This window comes from Sphingosinicella microcystinivorans, from assembly GCF_027941835.1.
Classification (GTDB): Bacteria; Pseudomonadota; Alphaproteobacteria; order Sphingomonadales; family Sphingomonadaceae; genus Sphingosinicella.
The window spans coordinates 359,687-384,874 of the sequence record NZ_CP116005.1; the positions used below are offsets into that span (position 1 = coordinate 359,687).

At 68.0% G+C, this 25,188-nt stretch carries 19 protein-coding genes and 1 other RNA gene; 12 read left to right on the forward strand and 8 right to left on the reverse strand.

The annotated features are described in order from the left end of the window. Positions 1–136 precede the first annotated feature (136 nt). From crcB to PE061_RS01660, 10 genes are all read left to right on the forward strand, one after another. Positions 137–502, forward strand: coding sequence for a fluoride efflux transporter CrcB (gene crcB, locus PE061_RS01615; protein ID WP_271257487.1), 366 nt, complete (start codon positions 137–139; stop codon positions 500–502). Further along, positions 499–1,614 carry an RluA family pseudouridine synthase gene (locus PE061_RS01620; RefSeq protein ID WP_271257488.1) on the forward strand — a complete coding sequence of 372 codons (1,116 nt, stop codon included), beginning with the start codon at positions 499–501 and terminating at the stop codon, positions 1,612–1,614. The genes crcB and PE061_RS01620 overlap by 4 nt, the downstream gene beginning before the upstream one ends. Beyond that, positions 1,611–2,276: an HAD-IA family hydrolase gene (locus PE061_RS01625; RefSeq protein WP_271257489.1), complete on the forward strand. Its 666-nt coding sequence runs from the start codon at positions 1,611–1,613 to the stop codon at positions 2,274–2,276. Before PE061_RS01620 ends, PE061_RS01625 begins: the two co-directional genes overlap by 4 nt. Continuing rightward, a complete protein-coding gene (locus PE061_RS01630) occupies positions 2,273–2,494 on the forward strand; it encodes a hypothetical protein (RefSeq protein ID WP_271257490.1) in 222 nt (73 codons plus the stop codon). The genes PE061_RS01625 and PE061_RS01630 overlap by 4 nt, the downstream gene beginning before the upstream one ends. Next, positions 2,491–3,183 (forward strand): ATP12 family protein, encoded by a 693-nt coding sequence (locus tag PE061_RS01635; protein WP_271257491.1) that lies wholly within the window; start codon positions 2,491–2,493, stop codon positions 3,181–3,183. Before PE061_RS01630 ends, PE061_RS01635 begins: the two co-directional genes overlap by 4 nt. A gap of 60 nt (positions 3,184–3,243) precedes the next feature. Further along, entirely contained in the window at positions 3,244–4,776 is a 1,533-nt protein-coding gene (locus tag PE061_RS01640; protein WP_271257492.1) for an acyl-CoA carboxylase subunit beta, read from the forward strand. 15 nt (positions 4,777–4,791) lie between these two features. Next, the gene (bioB, locus tag PE061_RS01645; RefSeq protein ID WP_271257493.1) at positions 4,792–5,823 is read left to right on the forward strand and encodes a biotin synthase BioB; all 1,032 of its coding nucleotides are present in this window, start codon (positions 4,792–4,794) and stop codon (positions 5,821–5,823) included. 174 nt (positions 5,824–5,997) lie between these two features. Then, positions 5,998–7,083 (forward strand): sugar-transfer associated ATP-grasp domain-containing protein, encoded by a 1,086-nt coding sequence (locus PE061_RS01650; protein ID WP_271257494.1) that lies wholly within the window; start codon positions 5,998–6,000, stop codon positions 7,081–7,083. Next, complete coding sequence (locus PE061_RS01655) at positions 7,080–8,168, forward strand: sugar-transfer associated ATP-grasp domain-containing protein (RefSeq protein WP_271257495.1); 1,089 nt, start codon at positions 7,080–7,082, stop codon at positions 8,166–8,168. Before PE061_RS01650 ends, PE061_RS01655 begins: the two co-directional genes overlap by 4 nt. Before the next feature lie 74 nt (positions 8,169–8,242). Then, positions 8,243–10,261: an acetyl-CoA carboxylase biotin carboxylase subunit gene (locus tag PE061_RS01660; RefSeq protein ID WP_271257496.1), complete on the forward strand. Its 2,019-nt coding sequence runs from the start codon at positions 8,243–8,245 to the stop codon at positions 10,259–10,261. A gap of 16 nt (positions 10,262–10,277) precedes the next feature. Here the strand turns inward: PE061_RS01660 and PE061_RS01665 are convergent, their stop codons facing one another. Both PE061_RS01665 and gmk read right to left on the reverse strand, forming a co-directional pair. Beyond that, positions 10,278–11,762, reverse strand: a complete 1,485-nt coding sequence (locus PE061_RS01665; protein ID WP_271257497.1) for a Do family serine endopeptidase — start codon at positions 11,760–11,762, stop codon at positions 10,278–10,280. 76 nt (positions 11,763–11,838) lie between these two features. Next, positions 11,839–12,486, reverse strand: a complete 648-nt coding sequence (gene gmk / locus PE061_RS01670; protein ID WP_271259107.1) for a guanylate kinase — start codon at positions 12,484–12,486, stop codon at positions 11,839–11,841. 110 nt (positions 12,487–12,596) lie between these two features. Between gmk and PE061_RS01675 the strand changes: the two genes are divergently transcribed. Together PE061_RS01675 and PE061_RS01680 are read left to right on the forward strand one after the other, a co-directional pair. Beyond that, entirely contained in the window at positions 12,597–14,351 is a 1,755-nt protein-coding gene (locus PE061_RS01675; protein WP_271257498.1) for a sensor domain-containing diguanylate cyclase, read from the forward strand. Between the two features lies 1 nt (position 14,352). Next, on the forward strand, positions 14,353–16,968 hold the full coding sequence (locus PE061_RS01680; RefSeq protein WP_271257499.1) for an EAL domain-containing protein: 2,616 nt from the start codon (positions 14,353–14,355) through the stop codon (positions 16,966–16,968). Here PE061_RS01680 and fumC read toward each other — a convergent pair. From fumC to rpoC, 6 genes are all read right to left on the reverse strand, one after another. Continuing rightward, the gene (fumC, locus tag PE061_RS01685) at positions 16,965–18,359 is read right to left on the reverse strand and encodes a class II fumarate hydratase (RefSeq protein WP_271257500.1); all 1,395 of its coding nucleotides are present in this window, start codon (positions 18,357–18,359) and stop codon (positions 16,965–16,967) included. The two genes, PE061_RS01680 and fumC, sit on opposite strands and share 4 nt — an antisense overlap. Next, on the reverse strand, positions 18,356–18,832 hold the full coding sequence (locus PE061_RS01690) for an SspB family protein (RefSeq protein WP_271257501.1): 477 nt from the start codon (positions 18,830–18,832) through the stop codon (positions 18,356–18,358). Before PE061_RS01690 ends, fumC begins: the two co-directional genes overlap by 4 nt. Positions 18,833–18,948: 116 nt before the next feature. Further along, positions 18,949–19,303, reverse strand: a transfer-messenger RNA (tmRNA) gene (ssrA, locus tag PE061_RS01695). Continuing rightward, positions 19,281–20,438 (reverse strand): glycosyltransferase family 4 protein, encoded by a 1,158-nt coding sequence (locus PE061_RS01700; RefSeq protein WP_271257502.1) that lies wholly within the window; start codon positions 20,436–20,438, stop codon positions 19,281–19,283. The genes ssrA and PE061_RS01700 overlap by 23 nt, the downstream gene beginning before the upstream one ends. A gap of 207 nt (positions 20,439–20,645) precedes the next feature. Further along, the gene (locus PE061_RS01705) at positions 20,646–20,789 is read right to left on the reverse strand and encodes a hypothetical protein (protein WP_271257503.1); all 144 of its coding nucleotides are present in this window, start codon (positions 20,787–20,789) and stop codon (positions 20,646–20,648) included. A 200-nt stretch (positions 20,790–20,989) separates the two neighbouring features. Further along, positions 20,990–25,156 carry a DNA-directed RNA polymerase subunit beta' gene (gene rpoC, locus PE061_RS01710; protein ID WP_271257504.1) on the reverse strand — a complete coding sequence of 1,389 codons (4,167 nt, stop codon included), beginning with the start codon at positions 25,154–25,156 and terminating at the stop codon, positions 20,990–20,992. Positions 25,157–25,188: the final 32 nt, after the last annotated feature.

The window sequence follows — 25,188 nt, forward strand, 5'->3', positions numbered from 1 at the left end:
TTCGTCTTCGTTATATTAAGAAATTTCTGTAATTTATTCCGACACGATACTTGTAACGTCTTCGAAATGTCCGGGACGCCGGGAGGTTTACAACAAGGGTGGACGGACGCTGCCCTATGGCCCAGAAGCGCGGGCCATGATTCAACATTTCGTGATCGTCGGAATCGGGGGAGCCGTCGGCGCGATGCTGCGGCACGGCGTCGGCATGGTCTCGCTGCGCCTGCTGGGGCCGAACTTTCCGTGGGGCACGCTGATCGTCAACGTCGCCGGCGGGCTGCTGATGGGCGTTCTGGTCGGCGTGCTCGCGGCGCGCGGCGGCAGCGAGCCGCTGCGCCTGCTGCTGGGTGTCGGTGTTCTCGGCGGCTTCACGACCTTCTCCGCCTTCTCGCTCGACGTGGTGACGCTGGCCGGACGCGGGGCGATGCCTGCCGCGATCGGCTACGTGTTCGCCTCGGTGCTGGCCTCCGTCGCCGCGCTCTATCTCGGCAAGGCCCTCGTATGAGTGAGGACACCGTCCGCCAGTTCACCGTCGAAGAGGACGACGACGGCATCCGGCTCGACCGCTGGTTCAAGCGGCACCTGCCCGACACCAGCTTCACCACCGTCGCCAAGTGGGCGCGCACCGGCCAGCTCCGGCTCGACGGCAAGCGCGCGCAGCCGGGCGACCGCATCGAGAGCGGCCAGACCATCCGCGTGCCCCCGGCCGAGGCGGCGGCGCCGACGATCATGTCCGTGAAGAAGGCGGCGCGCCCGCCGCTGACCGACGACCAGGTCGAGTTCGCGCAGAGCCTCGTCATCTACCGCGACGAGCACGCCATCGTCATCAACAAGCCCGCGGGCCTCGCGACGCAGGGCGGCACCAAGATGACCGCGCATGTCGACGGCCTTCTCGACGCGCTGATGTTCGACCGCACCGACCGGCCGAAGCTCGTGCACCGGCTCGACAAGGACACGAGCGGCGTGCTGCTCATCGCGCGCTCGGCGCGCGCGGCGGCGCACTTCTCGAAGGCGTTCTCGGGCCGCACAGCGAAGAAGCTCTACTGGGCGATCGTGATGGGCGTGCCCGACATCCGCGACGGCATGATCGACCTGCCCATCGCCAAGCAGCCGGGCACCGGCGGCGAGAAGATGCACGTCGACGAGGCCGCCGGCCAGCGCGCGGTGAGCCGCTACCGCCTGATCGAGCGCGCGGGCAGCCGCGCGGCGTGGCTGGAGATGCAGCCGCTCACCGGCCGCACGCACCAGCTTCGCGTCCACGCCGCCGCGATCGGCCATCCCATCGTCGGCGACGCCAAGTACGGCGGCAAGGAGGCGTTCCTCTCGGGCAGCGTCTCGCGCAAGCTGCACCTCCACGCGCGGCGGCTGGTCATCGAGCTTCCGGGCGGCAGGACGCTCGACGTCAAGGCCGATCCCGCGCCGCATTTCGCCGAAAGCCTCGCCACCATCGGCTTCGACGCCTCGGCGGGCGACCTGCCGCTCGAGGAGGAACTCGTCGATCCCGGCGCCGAGGACCGCCGCGCCCGGCACAAGGCGCGCGACGCCCGCCGCGAGCGCCGCGATTCGCACCGCAGCCGCCGGGGCAGCGGGCGCACCGCGCCGAAGGGCCGGAAATGACGACCCGTCTCGCCATCTTCGATTGCGACGGCACGCTCGTCGACAGCCAGGCCAACATCATCGAATGCATGGCCGAGACCTTCGCGAAGCACCGGCTGGACGCGCCGGACCGGCACGCCGTGCGGCGCGTCGTCGGCCTGTCGCTCGCCGAGGCGATGGCGGCGCTGCTGCCGGGGGCGGAGGCGGACTTCCACGACCGGCTCGCCGAGGACTACAAGCTCGCCTTCCAGGGCCGCCGCACGAACGGCGGGCTTGCCGCCGAGCCGCTCTATCCGGGCGTCCGCGAGGGGCTGCTGCAACTGGAGCGCGGCGGCTGGCTGCTCGGCGTCGCCACCGGCAAGTCGGACCGGGGCCTCGCGCTCACCCTGCTCCATCACGAGATCCACGGCCGCTTCGTCACGCTCCAGACGGCGGACCGGCACCCGTCCAAGCCGCACCCGTCGATGATCCAGACCGCGATGGCGGAAACGGGGACCCGGCCGGAGGACACGGTGATGATCGGCGACACCGTGTTCGACATGGAGATGGCGGTCGCCGCGCGCGCCCACGCGGTCGGCGTCGGCTGGGGCTACCACGATCCGCACGAGCTCGCCGCGGCGGGCGCCCGCCATGTCGCCGCCGATTTCGGCGCGCTCGTCGCCGAGCTGGAGAAACAGGCATGACCGATCCCGCACAGAACCGCTGGATGCTGCTCAACGTGCTGCGGGTCGGCGGCATCATCACCATGGCCGTCGGCTTGCTGATCTGGAAGAAGAACATCGGCGGCTATCAGGACGAGCTCGTCGGCAAGGTCATCTTCCTCGCAGGCTTGTTCGAAACGCTGGTGATCCCGGCGCTGCTGCGCCGCGCGTGGCGCAGCAAGGACGTGGGCGGCAAGTGAGGCGGTTCTACACGGCGGTCGCCGCCGTTCGCGAAGGCACCGGCTGGCGGATCGCGCTCGACGGCCGCCCGGTGAGGACGCCGAAGCGCGCGCTGCTGACGCTGCCGACCGCGGCGCTCGCGGCCGCGGTCGCGGCGGAGTGGGACGCGCAGGGCGACACCGTCGCGCCCGCGACGATGCCGATGACCGGCCTCGCCAACGCCGCGATCGACATCGTGCTGCCGGACCCGCAGGCGTTCGCGGCGGGTCTCGCCGCCTACGCCGAATCCGACCTCGTCTGCTACCGCGCCGAAGCGCCCGCCGACCTCGCGGCGCGTCAGGCGGCGGCGTGGGACCCGTTCGTCGCGTTCGCGCGCACGCGCTACGACGCGGCGCTACGCGTGACGGACGGCATCGCCCATGTCACGCAGGAGGCCGCCGCCGTGGAGCGCCTCGCCGCCGCGATTCGCGGCCTCGACGCCTACCGGCTGGCGGCGATGCAGCCGCTCGTCACCATCGCGGGGTCGCTCGTCGTCGCGCTGGCGCTCGCCGAGGGCGCGGTCGACGCGGAAACGGCGTTCGCCGCCGGGCACCTCGACGAGCTCTATCAGGCCGGGAAATGGGGCGACGACGCCGAGGCGCGCGCCGCGCGCGCCGCGCGCCGCGCGGCGTTCGACGCCGCCGTCCGCTTCCTCTCGCTGTTGTCATGAGCGCCGGGACGCTCTAAGCGCTCGGGCGATACGAGGGTCATAAAAGGGGAACAGTCGCCCATGCAGAAGGTGCTTGCCGAACTCGAACGGCGCCGCGAGGCCGCGAAACTGGGCGGCGGGCAGGCGCGCATCGACGCGCAGCACGCCAAGGGGCGCCTGACGGCCCGCGAACGGCTCGACATCCTGCTCGATCCCGGCAGCTTCGAGGAGCTCGACATGTACGTCGAGCACAACTGCGTCGATTTCGGCATGGCCGACCAGACCATCCCCGGCGACGGCGTCGTCACCGGCTCCGGCACCATCAACGGCCGCCTCGTCTACGTGTTCAGCCAGGACTTCACCGTGTTCGGCGGCTCGCTTTCGGAGCGGCACGCGCAGAAGATCTGCAAGGTGATGGACATGGCGATGAAGGTGGGCGCGCCCGTCATCGGCCTCAACGATTCGGGCGGCGCGCGCATCCAGGAGGGCGTCGCCTCGCTCGGCGGCTATGCCGAGGTGTTCCAGAGGAACGTGCTCGCCTCCGGCGTCGTGCCGCAGATCAGCCTCATCATGGGTCCGTGCGCGGGCGGCGCGGTCTACAGCCCGGCGATGACCGACTTCATCTTCATGGTGAAGGACTCGTCCTACATGTTCGTGACCGGCCCGGACGTGGTGAAGACCGTGACCAACGAGGTGGTGACGCAGGACGAGCTCGGCGGCGCGATCACGCACACGACGAAGTCGGGCGTCGCCGACGTGGCGATGGAGGACGACGTCGACGCGCTGCTCCGCACCCGCGCCTTCTTCGACTTCCTGCCGCTCAGCAACCGCCAGCCCGCGCCGTTCCGCCCCACCGAGGACGACCCCGAGCGCATCGAGCCCAGCCTCGACACGCTGATCCCGGACAGCGCCAACAAGCCCTATGACATGCACGAGCTAATCCGGAAGGTGGCGGACGAGGGCGAGTTCTTCGAGCTTCAGCCGAACCACGCGGGCAACATCATCATCGGCTTCGCGCGCATCGAGGGCTACACGGTCGGCATCGTCGCCAACCAGCCGACGGTGCTGGCGGGCGTGCTCGACATCAACTCGGCGAAGAAGGCCGGGCGCTTCGTGCGCTTCTGCGACGCCTTCAACATCCCGATCATCACCTTCGTCGACGTGCCCGGCTTCCTCCCCGGCACCGCGCAGGAGCACAACGGCATCATCAAGCACGGCGCCAAGCTGCTGTTCGCCTATGCCGAGGCGACCGTGCCGAAGATCACCGTCATCACCCGCAAGGCCTACGGCGGCGCCTACGACGTCATGGCGTCGAAACACCTGCGCGGCGACCTCAACTACGCGTGGCCGACCGCCGAGATCGCGGTGATGGGCGCGAAGGGTGCGGTGGAGATCATCTTCAGGAAGGACATCGGCGACCCCGAGAAGATCGCCGGGCGCACGCGCGAGTACGAGGCGCGCTTCGCCAACCCGTTCGTCGCCGCCTCCAAGGGCTTCATCGACGAGGTGATCATGCCGCACTCGACGCGGCGGCGCATCGCCATCGGGCTCAGGAAGCTCCGCACCAAGAGCCTCGAGAACCCGTGGAAGAAGCACGACAACATCCCGCTCTAGGAGGGAGTCCCGCCCATGAACGTCCACACGCCCGTCACCCGTGAGGTCCGCACCGACTGGACGCGCGACGAGGTCGCCGCGCTGTTCGACCTGCCGTTCGCCGACCTGATGTATCGGGCGCAGACCGTGCACCGGGCGGGCTTCGACGCCAATGAAGTGCAGCTCTCGACGCTGCTCTCGATCAAGACCGGCGGCTGCCCCGAGGATTGCGGCTATTGCAGCCAGTCCGTGCACGCCGAAACCGGCCTCAAGGCCGAGAAGCTGATGGACGTGGACAGCGTGCTCGCCGAGGCGCGCGCCGCGAAGGACGCGGGCTCCGGCCGCTTCTGCATGGGCGCGGCGTGGCGCTCGCCGAAGGACCGCGACATGCCGAAGATTGTCGAGATGGTGAAGGGCGTCCGCGCGATGGGCATGGAAACCTGCATGACGCTCGGGATGCTGACGCCCGAGCAGTCGCGCCAGCTCGCCGAGGCGGGCCTCGACTACTACAACCACAACATCGACACCTCGCCCGAAAACTACGCCAACGTCATCAGCACGCGCACCTTCGAGGACCGCCTCGAAACGCTGGAGAACGTGCGCGCCGCGGGCATCAACGTGTGCTCCGGCGGCATCGTCGGCATGGGCGAGACGCGCAGCGACCGCATCGGCTTCCTCCATGCGCTCGCCACGCTTCCGCACCACCCCGAAAGCGTGCCGATCAACGCGCTGGTGCCGGTGAAGGGCACACCGCTCGGCAACATGCTGGCGGAGACGCCGCTCGCGAAGATCGACGAGATCGAGTTCGTGCGCACCGTCGCCATCGCGCGCATCCTGATGCCCGAAAGCATGGTGCGTCTCTCGGCGGGCCGCGAAAGCATGTCAGACAGCGCGCAGGCGCTGTGCTTCATGGCGGGCGCGAACAGCATCTTCACCGGCGACCGGCTGCTCACCACGCCGAACGCGGGCGACAGCAAGGACGCCGCGCTGTTCGCGCGCCTCGGCGTCCGGCCGATGACGCCCGCGCCCGCATGTGCCGCGCCCGCATGTGCAACGGAAGCCGTGTAGCGTAAGCGCATCGTGCACCGGGCCGGGTGGTCGCCATCACCGTGCAGTTCAGCGCAGGACGCTGGCGCGCGCATTCATACCGATTTAAATTTTCTGTGAAAAAAGTCTTGTACTTGAAGCGCTCTTACGTCCTTTCAACATAGGCAGCCAAAGTCCTGCCCGGAAGGCTGTGACATGAAGGTCTTCGGAATACCGTTCAGCGAAGTCCTGCAATCGGCACGCAAGGCAAAGGCGCAGACTGGCCGCTCCCTTATAGGGCAGTTCACAGACATGCTGCGGTTACGCGCGGGGCCGGGACGCCTCCACGCCGACAATTATTTCAAGTTCCGGCTGTATAGGCCCGATATACCCTTCGAGAAAAAGCTTCGCTTCGTGGACGCGCGCGCACGATCGAGACTCTACATCTTCGACGACCAGCGTTTTTATGCGGTGGGAAGCGATAAACTACTGTTCTATACTATGATGCGGGCATGGAAACTGCCCATACCGCCCGTGCTGGCGATCATCCATCCGTGGCGGGTATTCCCGGGAGCCGACCATTTGCGTTCTCCCGCCGATATACGGACGTTTCTGGAAAACCGCCGCGACAAACCGTTTTTCATCAAGCCGGTGGACGATATTCGAGGGCGCGGCGCAGCGCTGGTCCGCGCCGTGGACATGGATGCGGGGCTCGTTTGCCTCGGCAACGGCGAAACGGTGCCTATCGACACCTTCATCGCCAACCATAGCGGCACGCGCAAATGCGGCTTCATCATTCAGGAGGTGGCGCATCCTCACCCCGACCTTGCGGCCGTTATCGGCGACCGCCTGGCGACGGTACGCGTGATGACCTTCACGCACGAGGGCACGTTCAAGGTGAAACGCACGGTCCTGCGTATCCCCGTGGGCAAGGCCATGACGGATAATTTCGCGGGCGGCGATACGGGCAATGCCTATGCCGCCATTGATTCCGGGACAGGACGCCTGATCAGAGCCTCGCAGGGCACGGGCCTGGAACAGCGTGATCTGGTCGAGCACCCGGACACCGGCGTCCCGTTCGCGCAGCTCATGCTGCCGGACTGGCCGCAGGCGCTTGCCGACATACGCCGGGCCGCGTCCTATCTGCCGGGCCTGAAGCTCGCCGGTTGGGATCTCGCGTTTACAAGGGACGGGCCGATGTTGATCGAGGTGAACGCCGCGCCCGGCATTGTCCTGCCGCAGATCTACCTCGAACCGCTGCGGGATGCGGATATGGACATGCTGCAGGCGAGCGCCGCATGAGACGACAAATCGCGAAGATAACGGAAGCCTTGAGCTATGCCCGCATGGGTGCGGCGGATGGCGGCCCGCCCGTCTTTACGCAATTTGCCGAAATGGTCCGCCTGCGTTCTGGTCCGTTCCGAATAAAACCGAGGGAATATTACGAACAGCGCCTTTACCGGCCGGAAATCTCCGCCGAAGCGAAGTCGGCGTTTGTCGGCTCGGAAGAGGAGGCCAAGGATTTCGTCTATCGAATCGGCAATCACAATTGGAATGGGATCGCTGAGGACAAGCTGATGACGTACCAGTTTCTCGACGGCTTCGGCTTGCGCTATCCGAAGGTGGTGGGTATCGGCCACGCTTACCGTACCTGTCCCGGCGCCCCCACGCTGGCCAGCGCCGAGGCGCTGGCCGACTGGCTGCGCGAGGCTTGCCCCTTTCCCGTCTTTGCAAAGCCTTCGGACGCGTCGCTTGGCGCAGGGTGCGAGCTTATCGAAAGTATCGATCGCGCGGCGGATACGCTGCACAGGGCGGACGGCAGCAAAATTCCGATCGGTGAGTATGTCAGGAAAAAATGGCCGCGCACCGCCGGCCCTCTCATTTTCCAAGAGGTGCTCCGTCCCCACGTCGAAATCGCCCGCGTGATAGGCGAGCGAGCCGCAACGCTCAGAATCATGGTCCTTTTGCTGCCGGAAGGCCCGCATGTGCATCGTATCGCCTTCCGTATCCCGGTCGGCCGCAACATGACGGACAATTACCGCAGCGGCAAAAGCGGCAACATGCTTGGACGGGTCGATGCGGAAACGGGCGATGTCGTCGGCGTGTACTCCGGCATCGGCGCGAACCGCCGCGCCGTCGACCGTCACCCCGACACCGAAACGCCCTTTGCCGGCTGGCGGCTGCCGTTCTGGCCGGAGACGCTGGACGCCGTGCGCTCTGCCGCAACAGGCTTGCGCGGCATCCCCATACAGGGTTGGGATGTCGCCATTACCCCCGACGGGCCGTCGTTCGTGGAAGTGAACCACCGCGGCGACTTCGACCTGCTGCAACAGGCGGAAGGTCGCGGCGTCGCCGATGAGACGTTTCTCTCTCTCCTCAACACTTGACGCCGCCGCGCATCGCCGCTTGAAGGTCCCCGTCATTGGTTTCGTCATAAGGTTTCGGGGGGGCGCCGCCTTTCATGTTCAAGAAAATCCTGATCGCGAACCGCGGCGAGATCGCCTGCCGGGTCATCAAGACGGCGCGGCGCATGGGCATCAAGACGGTCGCGGTCTATTCGGATGCGGACGCGGGCGCGCTCCACGTGGAGATGGCGGACGAGGCCGTGCGGCTCGGCCCGCCGCCCGCCGCCGAATCCTACCTGCTCGGCGACGCCATCATCGCCGCCTGCAAGGCGACGGGCGCGGAGGCCGTGCACCCCGGCTACGGCTTCCTGTCCGAGCGCGAGTGGTTCGCGAAGAAGCTCGCGGAAGAGAACATCGCCTTCATCGGCCCGCCGCCCAGCGCCATCGCCGCGATGGGCGACAAGATCGAATCGAAGAAGCTCGCCAGGGCGGCGGGCGTCAATGTCGTCCCCGGCTTCGTCGGCGAGATCGAGGACACCGAGCACGCCGTCCGCATCGCCGACGAGATCGGCTACCCGGTGATGATGAAGGCGTCGGCCGGCGGCGGCGGCAAGGGGATGCGCCTCGCCTATAGCGAGAAGGACGTGCGCGAGGGCTTCGAGGCGACGAAGCGCGAGGGACTGAACAGCTTCGGCGACGACCGCGTGTTCATCGAGAAGTTCATCGTCGAGCCGCGCCACATCGAGATTCAGGTGCTCGGCGACCAGCACGGCAACGTCGTCTATCTCGGCGAGCGCGAATGCTCGATCCAGCGCCGTCATCAGAAGGTGATCGAGGAGGCGCCCTCGCCCTTCGTGACGCCGGAGATGCGCAAGGCCATGGGCGAGCAGGCCGTCGCGCTCGCGAAGGCCGTCGGCTACTACAGCGCGGGCACGGTGGAGCTGATCGTCAGCGGCGCCGACACCACGGGTCAGGGCTTCTACTTCCTCGAGATGAACACGCGGCTTCAGGTGGAGCACCCGGTGACGGAGTGCATCACCGGGCTCGATCTCGTCGAGCAGATGATCCGCGTCGCGGCGGGCGAACGCCTCGCCTTCACGCAAGGCGACGTGAAGCTCGAAGGCTGGGCCATCGAGAGCCGCGTCTACGCCGAGGACCCCTACCGCAACTTCCTGCCCTCCATCGGCCGCCTGACGCGCTACGCCGCGCCCGAGGAGACCAGCGGCGAGACCACCGTGCGCGTCGACACCGGCGTCGTCGAGGGCAGCGAGATCTCGATGTTCTACGATCCGATGATTGCCAAGCTGATCACCCACGCGCCGACGCGCGAGGGCGCGGCGGACCTTCAGGTCGCGGCGCTCGACCGCTACCGGATCGACGGCATCGGCCACAACATCGACTTCCTCTCCGCCGTGATGCAGCACCAGCGCTTCCGCGACGGCCGCCTCACCACCGGCTTCATCGCCGAGGAGTATCCGGACGGCTTCGAGGGCGCGCCCTTCACCGACGGGAAGCGCGACGACCTCATCATCGCCGCCGCCGTCATCAACGCCATCACCGTGCAGCGCGCACAGTTCATCGAGGGCCAGCTCAACGGCCACGGCGCCCAGTTCGGCGCCGACTGGGTGATCGAGATCGACCGCAAGCCGTTCAGCGTGCACGCCGAGGAGACGAGCAGCGGCTGGACCGTGACGCACACGTTCGAGGGCGGCGCGCACGCGCACAACGTGGCGACGGAATGGGTGCCCGGCGACCCGGTGTTCCTCGCCGACGTCGACGGCCGCAGCGTCGCCGTGAAGCTCGCGCAGAAAGCCGTCGGCTACCGCATGACGGTGAAGGGCTCCGGCCACGACGTCCGCGCGCTGACGCCGCGCGCCAGCGCGCTCGCCGGCCACATGATCGAGAAGATCCCGCCGGACCTCTCGAAGTTCCTGCTCTGCCCGATGCCGGGCCTCGTCGTCTCGGTCGCGGTGGCGGCGGGCGACAAGGTCGAGCCGGGTCAGCCGCTCGCGGTCGTCGAGGCGATGAAGATGGAGAACATCCTGCGCGCCGAGAAGGCGTCGGTGGTGAAGTCGGTGAACGCCAAAGCGGGCGACAGCCTCGCCGTCGACGCCGTCATCATGGAATTCGAATAGGGCTCAGCCCCCCACTTCAGCCCCGGCACTGCAAAGAGGACGGCGCGCGGAAGTAGCATTCGCGCGGGGCTCCGCCGCGGTTCATGCGCAGCGTCATTTCCGCCTCCGCCGCGTTCGCCTGCGCCTGAAGCCCCTTCGCGCTCGCCACGGCGCTGCCGTTCACCGCTTCGATGATGTCGCCGGGCTGCACGAGCCCGAAGCGCAGCGCGGGCGCGCGGGGGTCGGCGCCCGTCACCACCACGCCCTTGTCCGGCAGCCCGCCGCCGAGCTCGGCGGAGAGCGCGGGGGAGAGATTCTCGACCGTGATGCCCGCAAGGATCGAGCGGCCGCCGAGCAGCGTCGTGTCGCGCGCCGGCACTTCCGGCGGCGCGACGAGCTTCAGCGCCACGTTCTCCGCCTTGCCGCCGCGCAGCAGCGTCAGTTTCACGGTCTCGCCGACCGGCTTGCTGGCGACGAGGTAGCGCAGCGTATCGGGATCGGAGGCGTCCTTGCCGTCCACGGCGTAAATGATGTCCCCCACCCGCACCCCGGCGCGGTCGGCGGGCGATCCCTTGCTCACCTCGTTGATGACGACGCCCATCGGCCGGTCGAGGCCGGAGGCGCGCGCGATCTCGCCCGTCACCGGCTGGCCCGCCATGCCGAGCCACGGGCGGGCGATCTTGCCGCTCTTCGCGCCTGCAATGAACTGCCGCACCATGTTCGCGGGGATCGCGAAGCCGACGCCGTTCGAGCCGCCCGAGCGCGAGTAGATGGCGGTGTTGATACCGACGAGGCGCCCGTCCATGCCGATCAGCGCGCCGCCCGAGTTGCCGGGGTTGATGGCCGCGTCGGTCTGCACGAAGAACTGGTAGTCGCTGATGCCGACGCCGGTGCGCGCCAGCGCCGAGACGATGCCGTGCGTCACCGTCTGGCCGACGCCGAACGGGTTGCCGATGGCGATGACGACGTCGCCGACCTCGGCGCGGTCGCTGTCCCCGAGCGGCACCACCGGAAGCGCCGCGCCGCCGGTCTCCACCTTCAGGAGCGCGAGATCGAGCTGCTTGTCGGTGAACATCAGCTTGGCGGGAAACTCGCGGCGGTCGGCGAGCGCGACCTTGATCTCGTCCGCCCCTTCCACGACGTGGTTGTTGGTGACGATGAGCCCCGCCCCGTCGACGATGACGCCCGAGCCGAGCGACTGCTCGACGCGCGGCTGCGGCGTCATGCGCCCGCCGCCGAAGAACAGGTCCCAGAACGGGTCGCGCCGCGCGCGGCTGACCCGCGCGGTGTAGACGTTGACCACGGCGGGCGCGGTCGCCTTCACGAGCGGCGCGTAGGACAGCATCAGCTCGGCGTTGCTGGCCGGCACGCGGCGCGGCGTCTCCGGCGGTGCGGCGGCCGCGGCAAGCTGGGAGGCCTGCTGCGCCGAGGCCTGCGGCTCGATCTGGTCGACGGCCATGGCAAAGCTCGTCCCGGCGATTGCGCCCGCGGCCAGCAGCCAGAGTGATCTGTTCGCTTTCATCGTCCGTCCCGTGATGTTTCCGGCATTCACATAGGTACGCGAGCCGCCGCCGTTAACCCCCTGCCGCCGTGCACGGTCAGCCCTGTTTTCCCACCATCTCGCGGGTGAATTCGGTGAGCCACGCGCCCCGGCGCTGGCGGCGCAGCCGCTCGGCGTGGACGATCGTGTGGATCTGCTCGAAGCAGTCGTGCATGTCCTCGTTGACGAGCACGTAGTCGTATTCGGGCCAGTGGCTGATTTCCGCCGCAGCGCGGGCCATGCGGCCCTCGATCACGTCTTCGCTGTCGGTGCGGCGTGCGCGCAGGCGGCGTTCCAGCTCCGCCATCGTCGGGGGCAGCAGGAAGACGGACACGACATCGTCGCCCATCGACTGCGAGAGCTGCTGCGTGCCCTGCCAGTCCACGTCGAACAGCACGTCGCGGCCCATGCCGAGTGCCGCCTCGACCGCGGCGCGCGGCGTGCCGTAGCGGTTGCCGAACACGTGCGCCCATTCGAGGAACTCCCCGGCCTCGACCATCCGGTCGAACTGCGCCTCGGTGCGGAAGTGATAGTCAATGCCGTCGACCTCGCCGGGGCGCTTGGCGCGCGTCGTCGCCGAGACCGAAACCGCCATCTGCGGCTCCGCCGCCAGCAGCCGCCGCGCCATCGTGGTCTTTCCCGCGCCCGAGGGGGAGGACAGCACGAAAAGGATGCCGCGCCGCTCGATTCTTCCGGCCTTCTCCATGCGCGCCGGACATAAAGCAAGGTGAGCCGTGGTCAAGATCGCTGCTGACGCCTTCGCGCAAAGAAAAACGTAATTAGCGAATCGTTATCAACCCGTGGATTAACCTCGCGATGATGCGTGGTTTTTTCGGCATACCCGCCGTGTTCGCCCGGCGCGGGCTCCTCCTGCTTGCGGGACTGTTTTTCTGCGCGCTGGCGCTGCCGTCGGCGGCGGCGGCGCGGATCGCGCTCGACATCGGCGCCGGGGCGTGCGTTTTCGCCGATCACAAGGACCTCGGCCTTGCCGGGGCGATGGCGAGGGCCGCGCGCGGCGACTGCCCGGGCTCGTTGTCGACGGGGGAGCTGCGCGACAGCTGGCTGGTGAAATCCGGCCTCGATCTCAGGCAGACCCCCGGCGAGCCCCTGTCCGTCCACCTCAAGCAGACGCTTTTCGAAGAGGTCACGCTCTACGTCCGCTATGCGGACGGCCACGTGTGGGCGGCGCGCCACGACGACGCCTCCGCGGGCCGCCACACCGAGCTCGGCGGCATGTTCCGGCTGCGCATCCCGTGGCGGGCGGGCACGATCGAGACCATCGCGCTGCACGCGGAAAAGGTCGTCGACCCGCGCGGCGCCTTCGTCCGTCCCGCGGTCGAGAACGCGCGGACGGAAGCCGTGGAGACCGAGCGCCAGTCGATGCTCTACGGGCTGTTCGGCGGGGTGATCCTCGCCACGCTGTTCTTCAACCTCGTGCTGCTCGTCTGGCTGCGCTACGCCTTCCTCTTCTTCTACTGCGGCATGACCGCCGCGACCTTGCTGTACGGCATCGCCGCGTCCGGCATCCTGATACGGGCGCTTCCGGCGGGAATCCCGCCGATGCTCGGCAACGTGGCCGCCGAAGCCATCCTGCCCGTGATGCTGTGGTTCGCGGTCGTCTTCACGATCACGCTGCTGGAGCGCGGCACCGTGCACCTGCGGCTGGCGATCACCGGCATCACGCTCGCGACGTTGCAGGTCGGCGCCGGCGTCGTCGCGCTCGTCACGCTGTTCCGCGCGCCGGAGCTGCTCCATGTCCCGCTCGCCGCGGTCAATATCCTCGGCGCGCTCACGATGGCGCTGATCTTCCCGATGGCGGTCATCGCGTGGCGCCGGGGCAGCCGCATCATCCTCATCTACACGGTGGCATGGGCGGTTCCGCTCGCCGGGGCCTTCGCCCGCATCCTCGTCGCGCTCGGCTTCATCGAGACGAGCGCCTTCATCGAGGACAGCTATTTCTACGCGATGTGCCTCGAATGCGTGCTGAGCATGATCGGCATCGCCTACCGCATCTCCAACATCCGCGCCGAGCGCGACGAGGCGCGCGCCCGCGAGATCGAGCTGACCTACCTTGCCGAAACCGACGCGCTGACCGGCCTCCTCAACCGCCGCGCCTTCATCGAGTACGGCATCCGGCGCAGCGGCAAGGGCAAGCTGAAGGCCCGGCTGCTGCTGATCGACATCGACCACTTCAAGACCGTCAACGACGGCTTCGGGCACGAGTTCGGCGACCGCGTGCTGCGCGAGGCGGGACGGCTGATCGAGAGCATCTCGCCCGCGAACGCCGTCGTCGGCCGCCTCGGCGGCGAGGAGTTCGCGCTCATCGTGCCCTACGGCGAGCGCGACGACACGGCCGGCACGATCCTCCGCGCCTTCCGCGCGACGCCGATGACGGACGGCATCCGCATCACCGTCAGCATCGGCTCCGCGTCGGGCGTCATCGCCGACGACCGCAGCTGGCGGCATGTCTACCGGCGCGCCGACACGGCGCTCTACGAAGCCAAGAGGACCGGGCGCGACCGGCACGTCGCCGCCGCCGAGCCCGACCCTTCGGTGGCGACGGCGGCCTGACATGCCGGGCCGCTCCACCAAACCGATCCGCGCGGCCGTCGGCACCGATCCCGCCGCCAATCTCCGCGAGCCCCGGAACTGGCTGGCGGGCGTCGCGCTTCCCCGCCTCGCCTCGCGCAGCGAGATCGCCAACACGCATCGGCAGCTCCTCGATCTGCGCCCGACCGTTCCGCTGTTCGCGGCGGTCGGCGCGCTGATCTGGTCGGGCGTCACGCTGTGGCACGTGCCGCTCACCGCCTCGATCCAGGGCGCGTGGCTCGCGGCGGGCGCCGTGCTGACGTCGCTGTTCGCGGTTTTCGGGCTGCGCGAGGCCCAGCCGAAAGCCGGAGAGGTCGTCGACGCGGCGCGCGGTCTCGTCACGCTCAGCGCCGCGGCGGGCCTGCTCTGGAGCACGCTCCCGGTCATCAGCGACGTGCCGTTCGGGCTCGTCCTCTCCATCTCGATGCTCGTGCTCGGCATCGTCGCCTTGTCGCCGATGCCGCTCGCCGCGATGGCCTACATGGTGGCGTTTGCGGTCACGCTCGTCACCCGGCTCGACGGCTTCGCCTCGTCGGCCGCGGCCGTCATCGTGCTGTCGGGCGCGCTCACGCTCTACCTTGCCGGGCGCCGCGCGCTCATCGAGCGCGTCGAGGCGTCGATGCGCGATCTCGGCGAGCAGCGCGTGCGCCGCCTCTGCGCGACGTTCGAGACGTGCGGCAGCGGCTGGTTCTGGGAAACCGACGCCCGCGGCCGGATCACCTACATCTCGCCCTCGTTCGGCGCGGCGCACGGAACCACGAACGACCGGATCATCGGGCGCCCGCTCGGCGATCTCATCTCGCTCGAGGTGGAGGACCCCGACGAGGCCGCCACGTCGCTGCGCACGCTGGAGTTCCACCTGCACGGCAAGCTGCCGTTCCACGACGTGGTGATCCCCGTGCTGTTCCCGCTCGGCATCCAGTGGTGGTCGCTCGCCGGGACGCCGATCTACAGCCAGCACGGCCACTTCGAAGGCTTCACGGGGATCGGCGGCGATCTCACCGACGTGCGCCGCTCCGAGGATCGCGCCACCCGCCTTGCGCGCTTCGATCCGCTCACCGGCCTTGCGAACCGCATCACCATCCGCGAGACGCTGGAAACCGCGCTTCTCAGCCACGGCGGCGTCGTGCCGCAGCGCTGCGCGCTGCTGCTGCTCGATCTCGACCGCTTCAAGTCGGTGAACGACACGCTCGGCCACCCGGTGGGCGACAAGCTGCTCGAACAGGTCGCCGACCGGCTCGGCACGCTCGTCGGTGCGGACGGCCGTGCCGGGCGGCTCGGCGGCGACGAGTTCGCCATCGTCGTGCGCGACGCCGAGACGCTGGGCGGGCTCTCCGCCTTCGCCCAGCGCATCATCGACTATCTCTCCGCGCCCTACATGGTCGAAGGGCACCGCATCGTCATCGGCGCCAGCGTCGGCATCGCCATCGGGCCGGACAACGGCCACAGCGTCGACGCGCTGATGCGCAACGCCGACCTCGCGCTCTACGCGGCAAAGTCGGACGGGCGCGGCAAGCACCGCTTCTACGAGGGCGGGATGCACCGCAACGCCGAGGCGCGGCGGCAGATCGAGAACGACCTGCGCAGCGCGCTCACCGGAAACGGGCTTTCCCTGAGCTTCCAGCCGATCGTCGAGACCGCGAGCGAAACCCTTGTCGGCTTCGAGGCGCTGGTGCGCTGGCACCATCCGCGCCACGGCGAAATCCCGCCGTCGAGCTTCATCCCCATCGCCGAGGAGACCGGCCTCATCGACGGCATCGGCGAATGGGTGCTGCGCAGCGCCTGCATGGTGGCGGCGAAATGGCCGGAGCACATCGGCATCGCCGTCAACCTCTCGCCGATCCAGGTGACGAACCCGGAACTGCCCGCGCTGGTGATGAACGCGCTGGCGCAGGCCGGCCTTGCGCCCGGGCGGCTGGAGCTGGAGATCACCGAAAGCGTCTTCCTCGAGGAGAACCCGGCGACGCGCGCCACGCTCCAGCGCCTCGGCGCGATCGGCGTGCGGCTGACGCTCGACGATTTCGGCACCGGCTATTCGGGCTTCTCCTATCTGACGAAGGCGCCCTTCAAGAAGATCAAGATCGACCGCTCGTTCGTCTCCGGCGCGGCCGAGCGCGGCGGGCAGAAGGCCGCGATCGTGAAGGCCATCGTGGCGCTCGCCGACAGTCTCGGCATGATCACCACGGCCGAAGGCGTCGAGACGCACGACGATCTCGACATCATCCGCCGCATCGGCTGCACGCAGGTGCAGGGCTATATCTTCGGCAAGGCCGTGCCGTGGGCCGAGGCGGGCATCCTTGCGCGCTCGGAAGCGCCGATCGCGCCGAACGGCGTGAAATCGAACCGGCCCCGCCGCATCGCCATGCTGCGCCGCGCCACGATCCTGCACAACGGCCGCAGGCGGAGCGCTCGGCTGCGCAACACCTCGGAAACCGGCGCCATGTTCGAGGCGCGCTGGCTGCCGAAGCCCGACGACCGGGTGACGACCTTCGTGGAAGGCCAGCAGCCGCGTTCCGGCATCGTCAGGTGGGTGGAGGAGGACCGCTTCGGCATCCACTACGATGAGCAGGTCGCCGAAAACGCGGAACGCGCCGCCTAGCGGCCAGGCGTCAACATCGTCTCGGGGCGGACGAGGGCGCGGAATCGCGTCTCGTCGATAAGATCGAGAACTTTGGCCGCCTCCAGCAATGTCAGCCCGTGCTTGTGCGCGTGCTTGGCGATGGCGGCCGCGTTGTCGTAGCCGATCTCCGGCGCGAGCGCCGTCACCAGCATCAGCGAGCGCTCGACGAGGTCGGCGATGCGCTCGCGGTTGGGCTCGATCCCCGCCACGCAGCGGTCGGTGAAGCTCACCGCCGCATCGGCGATGAGGCGGATCGACTGCAGCACGTTGTAGGCGATCACCGGCTTGAAGACGTTCAGCTCCAGATGCCCCTGCGCGCCGCCCACGGTGACGGCGACGTGGTTTCCCATCACCTGCGCGGCGACCATGGTCAGCGCCTCGGCCTGCGTCGGGTTCACCTTGCCCGGCATGATCGAGCTGCCCGGCTCGTTCTCCGGCAGCGCGAGCTCGCCGAGCCCGGAGCGCGGCCCGGAACCGAGCAGGCGGATGTCGTTCGCGATCTTGTTGAGGCTGACCGCGAGCACGTTGAGCGCGCCGGACAGCTCCACCATCGTGTCGTGCGTGGCGAGCGCCTCGAACTTGTTGGGCGCGGTTTCGAACGGCAGGCCGGAAAGCCGCGCCAGTTCCTTGGCGATGCCCTCGGCGAAGCCTTCCGGCGCGTTGAGGCCGGTGCCGACCGCCGTGCCGCCCTGCGCCAGCCGGTAGAGCCGCGGCAGCACCGCCTCGACGCGCGCGATGCCGTCCGCCGCCTGCTGCGCGTAGCCGGAGAACTCCTGCCCCAGCGTCACCGGCGTCGCGTCCTGAAGGTGCGTGCGGCCGATCTTCACGATGTCCGCGAACGCCTCCGTCTTCGCGGCGAGCGCCGCGTGCAGGTGCCGGAGCGCCGGGATCAGCCGCGCGTTCACCTCGCGCGCCGCCGCCACGTGCATGGCGGTCGGGAACGTGTCGTTCGAGCTTTGCGAGGCGTTGACGTGGTCGTTCGGGTGCACCGGCACCTTGCCGCCGCGCGTGCCGGTGAGGATTTCGTTGGCGCGGCCCGCGATCACCTCGTTCGCGTTCATGTTGCTCTGCGTGCCGGAGCCGGTCTGCCAGACGACGAGCGGGAACTGGTCGTCGCGCTTGCCCGCCGCCACCTCGGCGGCGGCCTCGATGATCGCGGGCGCGAGATTGTTGTCGAGCACGCCAAGCTCGGCGTTCACGAAAGCGGCGGCCTGCTTGATGAGGCCGAGCGCCCGCACCAGCGGCACCGGCATCCGTTCGCCGCCGATCGGGAAATTGCCGATGGAGCGCTGCGTCTGCGCGCCCCAATAGGCGGAGGCGGGCACGTCGATGGGCCCGAAACTGTCGGTCTCGACCCGAACCCTGCTCATTTCTTCCGGAAGGCGTCGAGCGTCACCACGTTCGACCCGTCGCCGCTCTCGGACGGCGGCGTCGGCTCGGGTTCAGGCTCGGGCGCGGAAGGCGTGACGCCCTCGGGCGCCGGGAACTGCAGCGCGAACTCCACGGAAGGGTCGTGGAAGCCGGTGATCGCCGTGTAGGGAATCGAAAGCTTGGTGGGCACCTGGTTGAACGAGAGGCCGATCTCGAAGTGCTCGCGGCCGATGTTCAGGTCCCAGTAGCGGTGCTGGATGACGATCGTCATCTCGTCGGGATAGCGCTGGCGCAGGTGCGCGGGCATCTCGACCCCCGGCGCGCCGGTCTTGAAGGCGATGTAGAAATGGTGGTTGCCGGGCAGGCCGCCCTCGGTCTCCACCCGCTTCAGAACGCCGTACACGACGCCGCGCAGCGCATCCTGCACGATCTCGTCATACGGGATCAGGCTTTCCGGTGTCTCGGCGTTCATGCGGCCCTCTTCATCCAAGGGCACTTGGTGGCGTGGAGCCGACGCGCGGTCAAGCCTGTCTCTGGATGAACCGTGAAAGTGGGGGGCTTCTGTTGCCCGGCGCCCCCCGTGCCGCTGGTGTCCGCTTCTGTTGCCCGGTGCGGCCCGAACCGCGCTAAGCTTTGTAACCTATTCCCCGAAGGGCTTCAGTTACGCGGCAAGAGCGAATGCCTCGTTGTCGTTGGCATTTGTCATTTTGAACGGTTTTACGGCGCATTCAGGCCGGGCGAAGAAAACCGTCTTTCAGCACACGTCGATCCTAGTTCGGCCCCATGTCCGGACGGAACGCTGTACGCCCGCCCGGTGAAACTGGTGGAGCCGCCGGGTACCGCCCCCGGGTCCGCTGTACCTATTTCACGGCATCATTTATCGCCATAGCCGCCCGAAGGCGGCAACACCCATATAGGGCTTACCCGCGCGCTTTTGAAGAGTGCCGTGACACGAGGGTGCGATAGCGTTGCAGTAGGGCGCCGTTGATCGCGTCCCAGTCGAAGCGCTTGCTGATCTCGCGGCCCGCCGTTCCGGCCGCCGCGCGCGCTTCGGGATCGGCGATGTAGGCGGCAAGCGCATCCGCCGATTCCTGTATGTCGTCGGGCGTCGTCAGCCGCCCGTTGAGGCCGGGCGTGACGAGGCTGAGGCTTCCCGTCGCGCGCGCCGCGACCACGGGCAGGCCGCTCGCCATCGCCTCCAGCGTGACGTTTCCGAACGTCTCGGTGGACGACGGGTTGAACATCACGTCGGCCGAGGCATAGGCGCGGGCGAGCGCCTCGCCCGACTGGAAGCCGAGGAAGATGCCCTGCGGCGCCTGCGCCTCGATCCACGGCCGCGCCGGGCCGTCTCCGACGAACAGCGCCTTGTAGGGCACGCCGCGCGCATCCAGTTCCGAGAGCGTCGCCGCGAACGTATCGAGGCCTTTCTCCAGCACGAGACGCCCCACGAACAGGATCACCGCCTCCTCATCGGCGATGCCGAGTCCGCGGCGCCACGCCATGTCGCGCCGGTCCGGGCGATAGAGGTCGCCGTCGATGCCGCGGCTCCAGATGTGCACGTTGCGGCTCATGCGCTGGTCGGTGAGCACCGCCGCCATGCTTTCCGAAGGCGCATAGATTTCCACGCAGCGCCGGTAGAGGCGGCGCAGCACCGCCTCGATCACCGTCTGCATCCAGTGCATCCGGTAATAGCGGAAATAGGTTTCGAAGCGCGTGTGGACCGACGCCACCGCCGGCCTCCCCCGCGCCCGTGCCCACGCGACGGCGCGGTGGCCGATGATGTCGGGCGAGGCGATGTGGACGATGTGCGGGTCGAAGGCCTTGAGATCGGCCTTCACGCCGCCGATCCCGAGGCCGAGCCGATATTCGCCGCGCCCCGGAATCGGCACGGACGGAATCGAGACCAGATCGCCGGTCGGCTCGAACGCCGGATTTTCGATGGTCGGCGAATAGATGCGAACCGCGACGCCCTGCCGCAGCAGATAGCCGACAAGCCGGTTCAGCGCCTGATTGGCGCCGTCCTTCACATAATTGTAGTTGCCCGAGAACAGGGCGACCCTGAGATCGCTGCTAGGCAATATGCGGCTCCGCGTCGTGAAAGCGCCGGACGTTAGTCGATCTGCGGAGCAAATTCCAACAGGGGTACATGGACTTCGGCAGGCTCCGGCGGCATTGGCTCCCGCCTTTCGGGCCTCGCCGACCGCGATGCAACCCCGAAACTCACATCGGAACCCGGTCGACGCAGGAACCCCGGCCGGTGAGGGACGCGCGCAACAGCGCGGCGTTCAGCCCTGCCGTTCGCCTTCGTCCTTGTCCGTGGTATCGTCGCCGAAATCCATCCGGCCCAGCGAGCGATGGCCCGGCGCCGGCGGTGCCAGCAGCGCGGCAAAGAGCAATGCACCGACCACGCCTGCGACCCACCAGAGCATCGCTCCGACCTCCTGTCCCCCTGTCCCGCGATGGGACAAGCATGGATCGTGCCATCCTGTCCGCGTGCCGGAAATCCAACGGTTTTTCCGTCTCGCCGAACCGCTTGCCGGCATCGTTGTAAAGAACGCCGACGCACTGCCCTGAAACGAAAAAGGCCCCGCCGGTTTCCCGGCGAGGCCCCTTTCGTCATTAGGCGATGTCAGGCGTCGACAGTCGCACTCTCGTCAGCCGCAGGTTGCCCCGCCTCGAGCGCCCGCTTCTGCCGGGCCCGGAGCTGCGCGTCGCGGCTCGATGCCGCGATGCGGGCGCGGGCGAGGGCTGCGCCGGTGCCGGCCGGGATCAGGCGGCCGACGATGACGTTCTCCTTGAGACCCATCAGCGTGTCCGACTTGCCCTGCACCGACGCCTCGGTGAGCACGCGCGTCGTTTCCTGGAACGAGGCCGCCGAGATGAACGACCGCGTCTGCAGCGACGCCTTGGTGATGCCGAGCAGGATGGGCTTGCCCACCGCCGGATCGCGGCCTTCCTTCGCGGCCTTGATGTTCTCCTCGTTCAGCTCCTCGACGTCGATCTGCTCGCCGACGAGCAGCGTGGTGCCGCCCGATTCGGTGATCTCGACCTTCTGCAGCATCTGGCGGACGATCACCTCGATGTGCTTGTCGTTGATCTTCACGCCTTGCAGCCGGTAGACCTCCTGGATCTCCCAGACGAGGTATTCGGCCAGCGCTTCCACGCCCAGCACGTCGAGGATGTCGTGCGGATCGGGGTTGCCGTCGAGCAGGTAGTCGCCGCGGCGCACGAAGTCGCCTTCCTGCACCGAGATGTGCTTGCCCTTCGGGATCATGTACTCGACCGGGTCCGAACCGTCCTCCGGGTGGATGATGATGCGGCGCTTGGTCTTGTAGTCCTTGCCGAACTCGATGCGGCCGTCGACGCGCGCGATGACGGCGTTGTCCTTCGGCTTGCGCGCCTCGAACAGCTCCGCGACGCGCGGCAGACCGCCGGTGATGTCGCGGGTCTTCGCGGCCTCGCGCGGAATACGCGCGATCACGTCGCCCGCTTCCACCTTCTGGCCCTCGTTCACCGAGAGAATGGCGTCCACCGACAGCATGTAGCGCGCCGCCTCGCCCGAGCCCTCGTCGAGCAGGGTGATGCGCGGCCTGAGGTCGCCGGACTTCGGCTGGCTGCGCCAGTCGATGACCATCTTGTTGGTGATGCCGGTCGCCTCGTCGACGGTCTCGGCCATCGACACGCCCTCGATGAGGTCCTGGTACTTCACCGTACCCGACTTCTCGGTGATGATCGGCAGCGTGTACGGGTCCCACTCGGCGAGACGGTCGCCCTTCGACACGATGTGACCCGCGTTGTTGGCGAGGATCGCGCCGTAGGGGATACGGTTCACCGAACGCTCGCGGCCGTCCATGTCGACGATCGCGAGTTCGCCGTTGCGGCTCATCGCGATGTGACGGCCGCGGCTGTCGGTGATCGTGTCGAGGTTGCGGTGCTCGATCGTGCCGTCGAAGCTGGCTTCCAGCGTCGACTGCTCGGAGACCTGCGCCGCGCCGCCGATGTGGAAGGTGCGCATGGTGAGCTGCGTGCCCGGCTCACCGATCGACTGCGCGGCGATGACGCCCACGGCCTCGCCGATGTTGACCGGCGTACCGCGCGCGAGGTCGCGGCCGTAGCAGGCGCCGCAGACGCCCTGACGCGTCTCGCAGACAAGGGGGCTGCGGATCTGCACCGACTGCGGCGCCGCCGCCTCGATGACGGCGACTTCCGCCTCGGTGAGCAGCGTGCCCGCGGGCATCACCACCTCGTTCGTCTTGTGGTCGACGACGTCGGCGGCCAGCGTGCGGCCGAGGATGCGCTCGCCGAGCGAGACGATGACGGTGCCGCCTTCCACGATGGCCTTGATGGTCAGCGCGTTGTCGGTGTTGCAATCGTCCTCGATCACCACGCAGTCCTGCGACACGTCGACGAGACGGCGGGTGAGGTAGCCCGAGTTCGCCGTCTTGAGCGCGGTGTCGGCGAGGCCCTTGCGGGCGCCGTGCGTCGAGTTGAAGTACTCGAGAACGGTGAGGCCTTCCTTGAAGTTCGAGATGATCGGCGTTTCGATGATCTCTCCGCTCGGCTTCGCCATCAGCCCGCGCATACCGGCGAGCTGCTTCATCTGGGCCTGCGAACCGCGGGCGCCGGAGTGCGCCATCATGTAGATCGAGTTGATCGGCTTCTCGCGGCCGTTCTCGTCGACGGGGCGCGCGGAAATGCGCGCCATCATCGCGTCGGCGACGCGGTCGCCGCAGCGCGCCCACGCGTCGACGACCTTGTTGTACTTCTCGCCCTGCGTGATCAGGCCGTCCTGATACTGCTGCTCGAAGTCCTTCACGAGCGCGCGGGTCTCGTCGACCATCGCCTCCTTCTCGTCCGGGATCACCATGTCGTCCTTGCCGAACGAGATGCCGGCCATGCAGGCGTGGCGGAAGCCGAGGCCCATGATCGCGTCGGCGAACAGCACGGTCTCCTTCTGGCCGCACTCGCGGTAGACGGTGTCGATGACGTCCGCGATCTCCTTCTTGGTGAGGAGACGGTTGACGATCTCGAACGGCGCCTTGTGGTTCTTCGGCAGGCACTCGCCGAGCAGCATCCGGCCCGGCGTCGTCTCGTAGCGCTTCATGTAGGTCTTGCCGGCCTCGTCCGTCTGCGGGACGCGGCTGGTGATCTTCGAGTGCAGCGTCACCGCCTTGGCGTTCAGCGCCTGGTGCACTTCGGTCATGTCCGAAAGCAGCATCCCCTCGCCCGGCTCGCCCTTGCGCTCCATCGAGAGGTAGTAGAGCCCGAGGATCATGTCCTGCGACGGCACGATGATCGGCTTGCCGTTCGCGGGGCTGAGGATGTTGTTGGTGGACATCATCAGCACGCGCGCCTCGAGCTGCGCCTCGAGGCTGAGCGGCACGTGCACGGCCATCTGGTCGCCGTCGAAGTCGGCGTTGAACGCCGAGCAGACGAGCGGGTGCAGCTGGATCGCCTTGCCCTCGATCAGCACCGGCTCGAACGCCTGGATGCCGAGGCGGTGGAGCGTCGGCGCGCGGTTCAGCAGCACGGGATGCTCGCGGATCACCTCGTCGAGGATGTCCCAGACCTCCTTGCGCTCCTTCTCCACCCACTTCTTCGCCTGCTTGAGCGTCATGGAGAGGCCCTTGGCGTCGAGGCGCGAGTAGATGAACGGCTTGAACAGCTCGAGCGCCATCTTCTTCGGCAGGCCGCACTGGTGGAGCTTCAGCTCCGGACCGGTCACGATCACCGAACGGCCGGAGTAGTCGACGCGCTTGCCGAGGAGGTTCTGGCGGAAGCGGCCCTGCTTGCCCTTCAGCATGTCGCTGAGCGACTTCAGCGGACGCTTGTTGGCGCCGGTGATGACGCGGCCGCGGCGGCCGTTGTCGAACAGCGCGTCGACCGCTTCCTGAAGCATGCGCTTCTCGTTGCGGACGATGATGTCCGGCGCGCGCAGCTCGATGAGCCGCTTCAGGCGGTTGTTGCGGTTGATGACGCGGCGGTAGAGGTCGTTGAGGTCGCTGGTTGCGAAACGGCCGCCGTCGAGCGGCACGAGCGGGCGCAGTTCGGGCGGGATCACCGGAACGACGTTCAGGATCATCCATTCCGGGCGGTTGCCGGATTCGAGGAAGCTCTCGATGACCTTGAGGCGCTTGATGATCTTCTTCGGCTTGAGCTCGGACTTGGTGACCGCGAGCTCCTCGAGGAGGATCTTCTTCTCGCCTTCGAGATCGAGGCTTTCGAGCAGCTTCTGGATCGCCTCGGCGCCGATGCCGGCGGTGAAGGCGTCCTCGCCGTGCTCGTCCTGCGCCTCGTAAAGCTCATCCTCGGTGAGCAGCTGATACTTCTCGAGCGGGGTCAGGCCCGGCTCGATGACGATGAACTGCTCGAAGTAGAGGACGCGCTCGAGCTGCTTCAGCTGGATGTCGAGCAACATGCCGATGCGGCTCGGCAGCGACTTCAGGAACCAGATGTGCGCGACCGGCGCGGCCAGCTCGATGTGGCCCATGCGCTCGCGGCGCACCTTGGAGACAGTGACCTCGACGCCGCACTTCTCGCAGACGATGCCCTTGTACTTCATGCGCTTGTACTTGCCGCACAGGCACTCGTAGTCCTTGATCGGACCGAAGATGCGCGCGCAGAACAGGCCGTCGCGCTCGGGCTTGAACGTCCGGTAGTTGATCGTCTCGGGCTTCTTGATCTCGCCGAACGACCACGAGCGAATCCGCTCCGGGCTCGCCAGACCGATGCGGATCTGGTCGAAGGTCTCCGGCTTCGCCGCCGGGTTGTAGAAGTTCATCAGTTCCTGGTTCATACCGCCTCCAGATCAGCCCCCGCGCTTTCGCT

What these genes read in the sequence shown, in the direction of transcription:
- crcB (WP_271257487.1), top strand. Translation starts at nt 137, where the DNA reads ATGATTCAACATTTCGTGATCGTCGGAATCGGGGGAGCCGTCGGCGCG.
- PE061_RS01620 (WP_271257488.1), top strand. Translation starts at nt 499, where the DNA reads ATGAGTGAGGACACCGTCCGCCAGTTCACCGTCGAAGAGGACGACGAC.
- PE061_RS01625 (WP_271257489.1), top strand. Translation starts at nt 1,611, where the DNA reads ATGACGACCCGTCTCGCCATCTTCGATTGCGACGGCACGCTCGTCGAC.
- PE061_RS01630 (WP_271257490.1), top strand. Translation starts at nt 2,273, where the DNA reads ATGACCGATCCCGCACAGAACCGCTGGATGCTGCTCAACGTGCTGCGG.
- PE061_RS01640 (WP_271257492.1), top strand. Translation starts at nt 3,244, where the DNA reads ATGCAGAAGGTGCTTGCCGAACTCGAACGGCGCCGCGAGGCCGCGAAA.
- bioB (WP_271257493.1), top strand. Translation starts at nt 4,792, where the DNA reads ATGAACGTCCACACGCCCGTCACCCGTGAGGTCCGCACCGACTGGACG.
- PE061_RS01650 (WP_271257494.1), top strand. Translation starts at nt 5,998, where the DNA reads ATGAAGGTCTTCGGAATACCGTTCAGCGAAGTCCTGCAATCGGCACGC.
- PE061_RS01655 (WP_271257495.1), top strand. Translation starts at nt 7,080, where the DNA reads ATGAGACGACAAATCGCGAAGATAACGGAAGCCTTGAGCTATGCCCGC.
- PE061_RS01660 (WP_271257496.1), top strand. Translation starts at nt 8,243, where the DNA reads ATGTTCAAGAAAATCCTGATCGCGAACCGCGGCGAGATCGCCTGCCGG.
- PE061_RS01665 (WP_271257497.1), bottom strand. Translation starts at nt 11,762, where the DNA reads ATGAAAGCGAACAGATCACTCTGGCTGCTGGCCGCGGGCGCAATCGCC.
- gmk (WP_271259107.1), bottom strand. Translation starts at nt 12,486, where the DNA reads ATGGAGAAGGCCGGAAGAATCGAGCGGCGCGGCATCCTTTTCGTGCTG.
- PE061_RS01675 (WP_271257498.1), top strand. Translation starts at nt 12,597, where the DNA reads ATGATGCGTGGTTTTTTCGGCATACCCGCCGTGTTCGCCCGGCGCGGG.
- PE061_RS01680 (WP_271257499.1), top strand. Translation starts at nt 14,353, where the DNA reads ATGCCGGGCCGCTCCACCAAACCGATCCGCGCGGCCGTCGGCACCGAT.
- fumC (WP_271257500.1), bottom strand. Translation starts at nt 18,359, where the DNA reads ATGAGCAGGGTTCGGGTCGAGACCGACAGTTTCGGGCCCATCGACGTG.
- PE061_RS01690 (WP_271257501.1), bottom strand. Translation starts at nt 18,832, where the DNA reads ATGAACGCCGAGACACCGGAAAGCCTGATCCCGTATGACGAGATCGTG.
- PE061_RS01705 (WP_271257503.1), bottom strand. Translation starts at nt 20,789, where the DNA reads ATGCTCTGGTGGGTCGCAGGCGTGGTCGGTGCATTGCTCTTTGCCGCG.
- rpoC (WP_271257504.1), bottom strand. Translation starts at nt 25,156, where the DNA reads ATGAACCAGGAACTGATGAACTTCTACAACCCGGCGGCGAAGCCGGAG.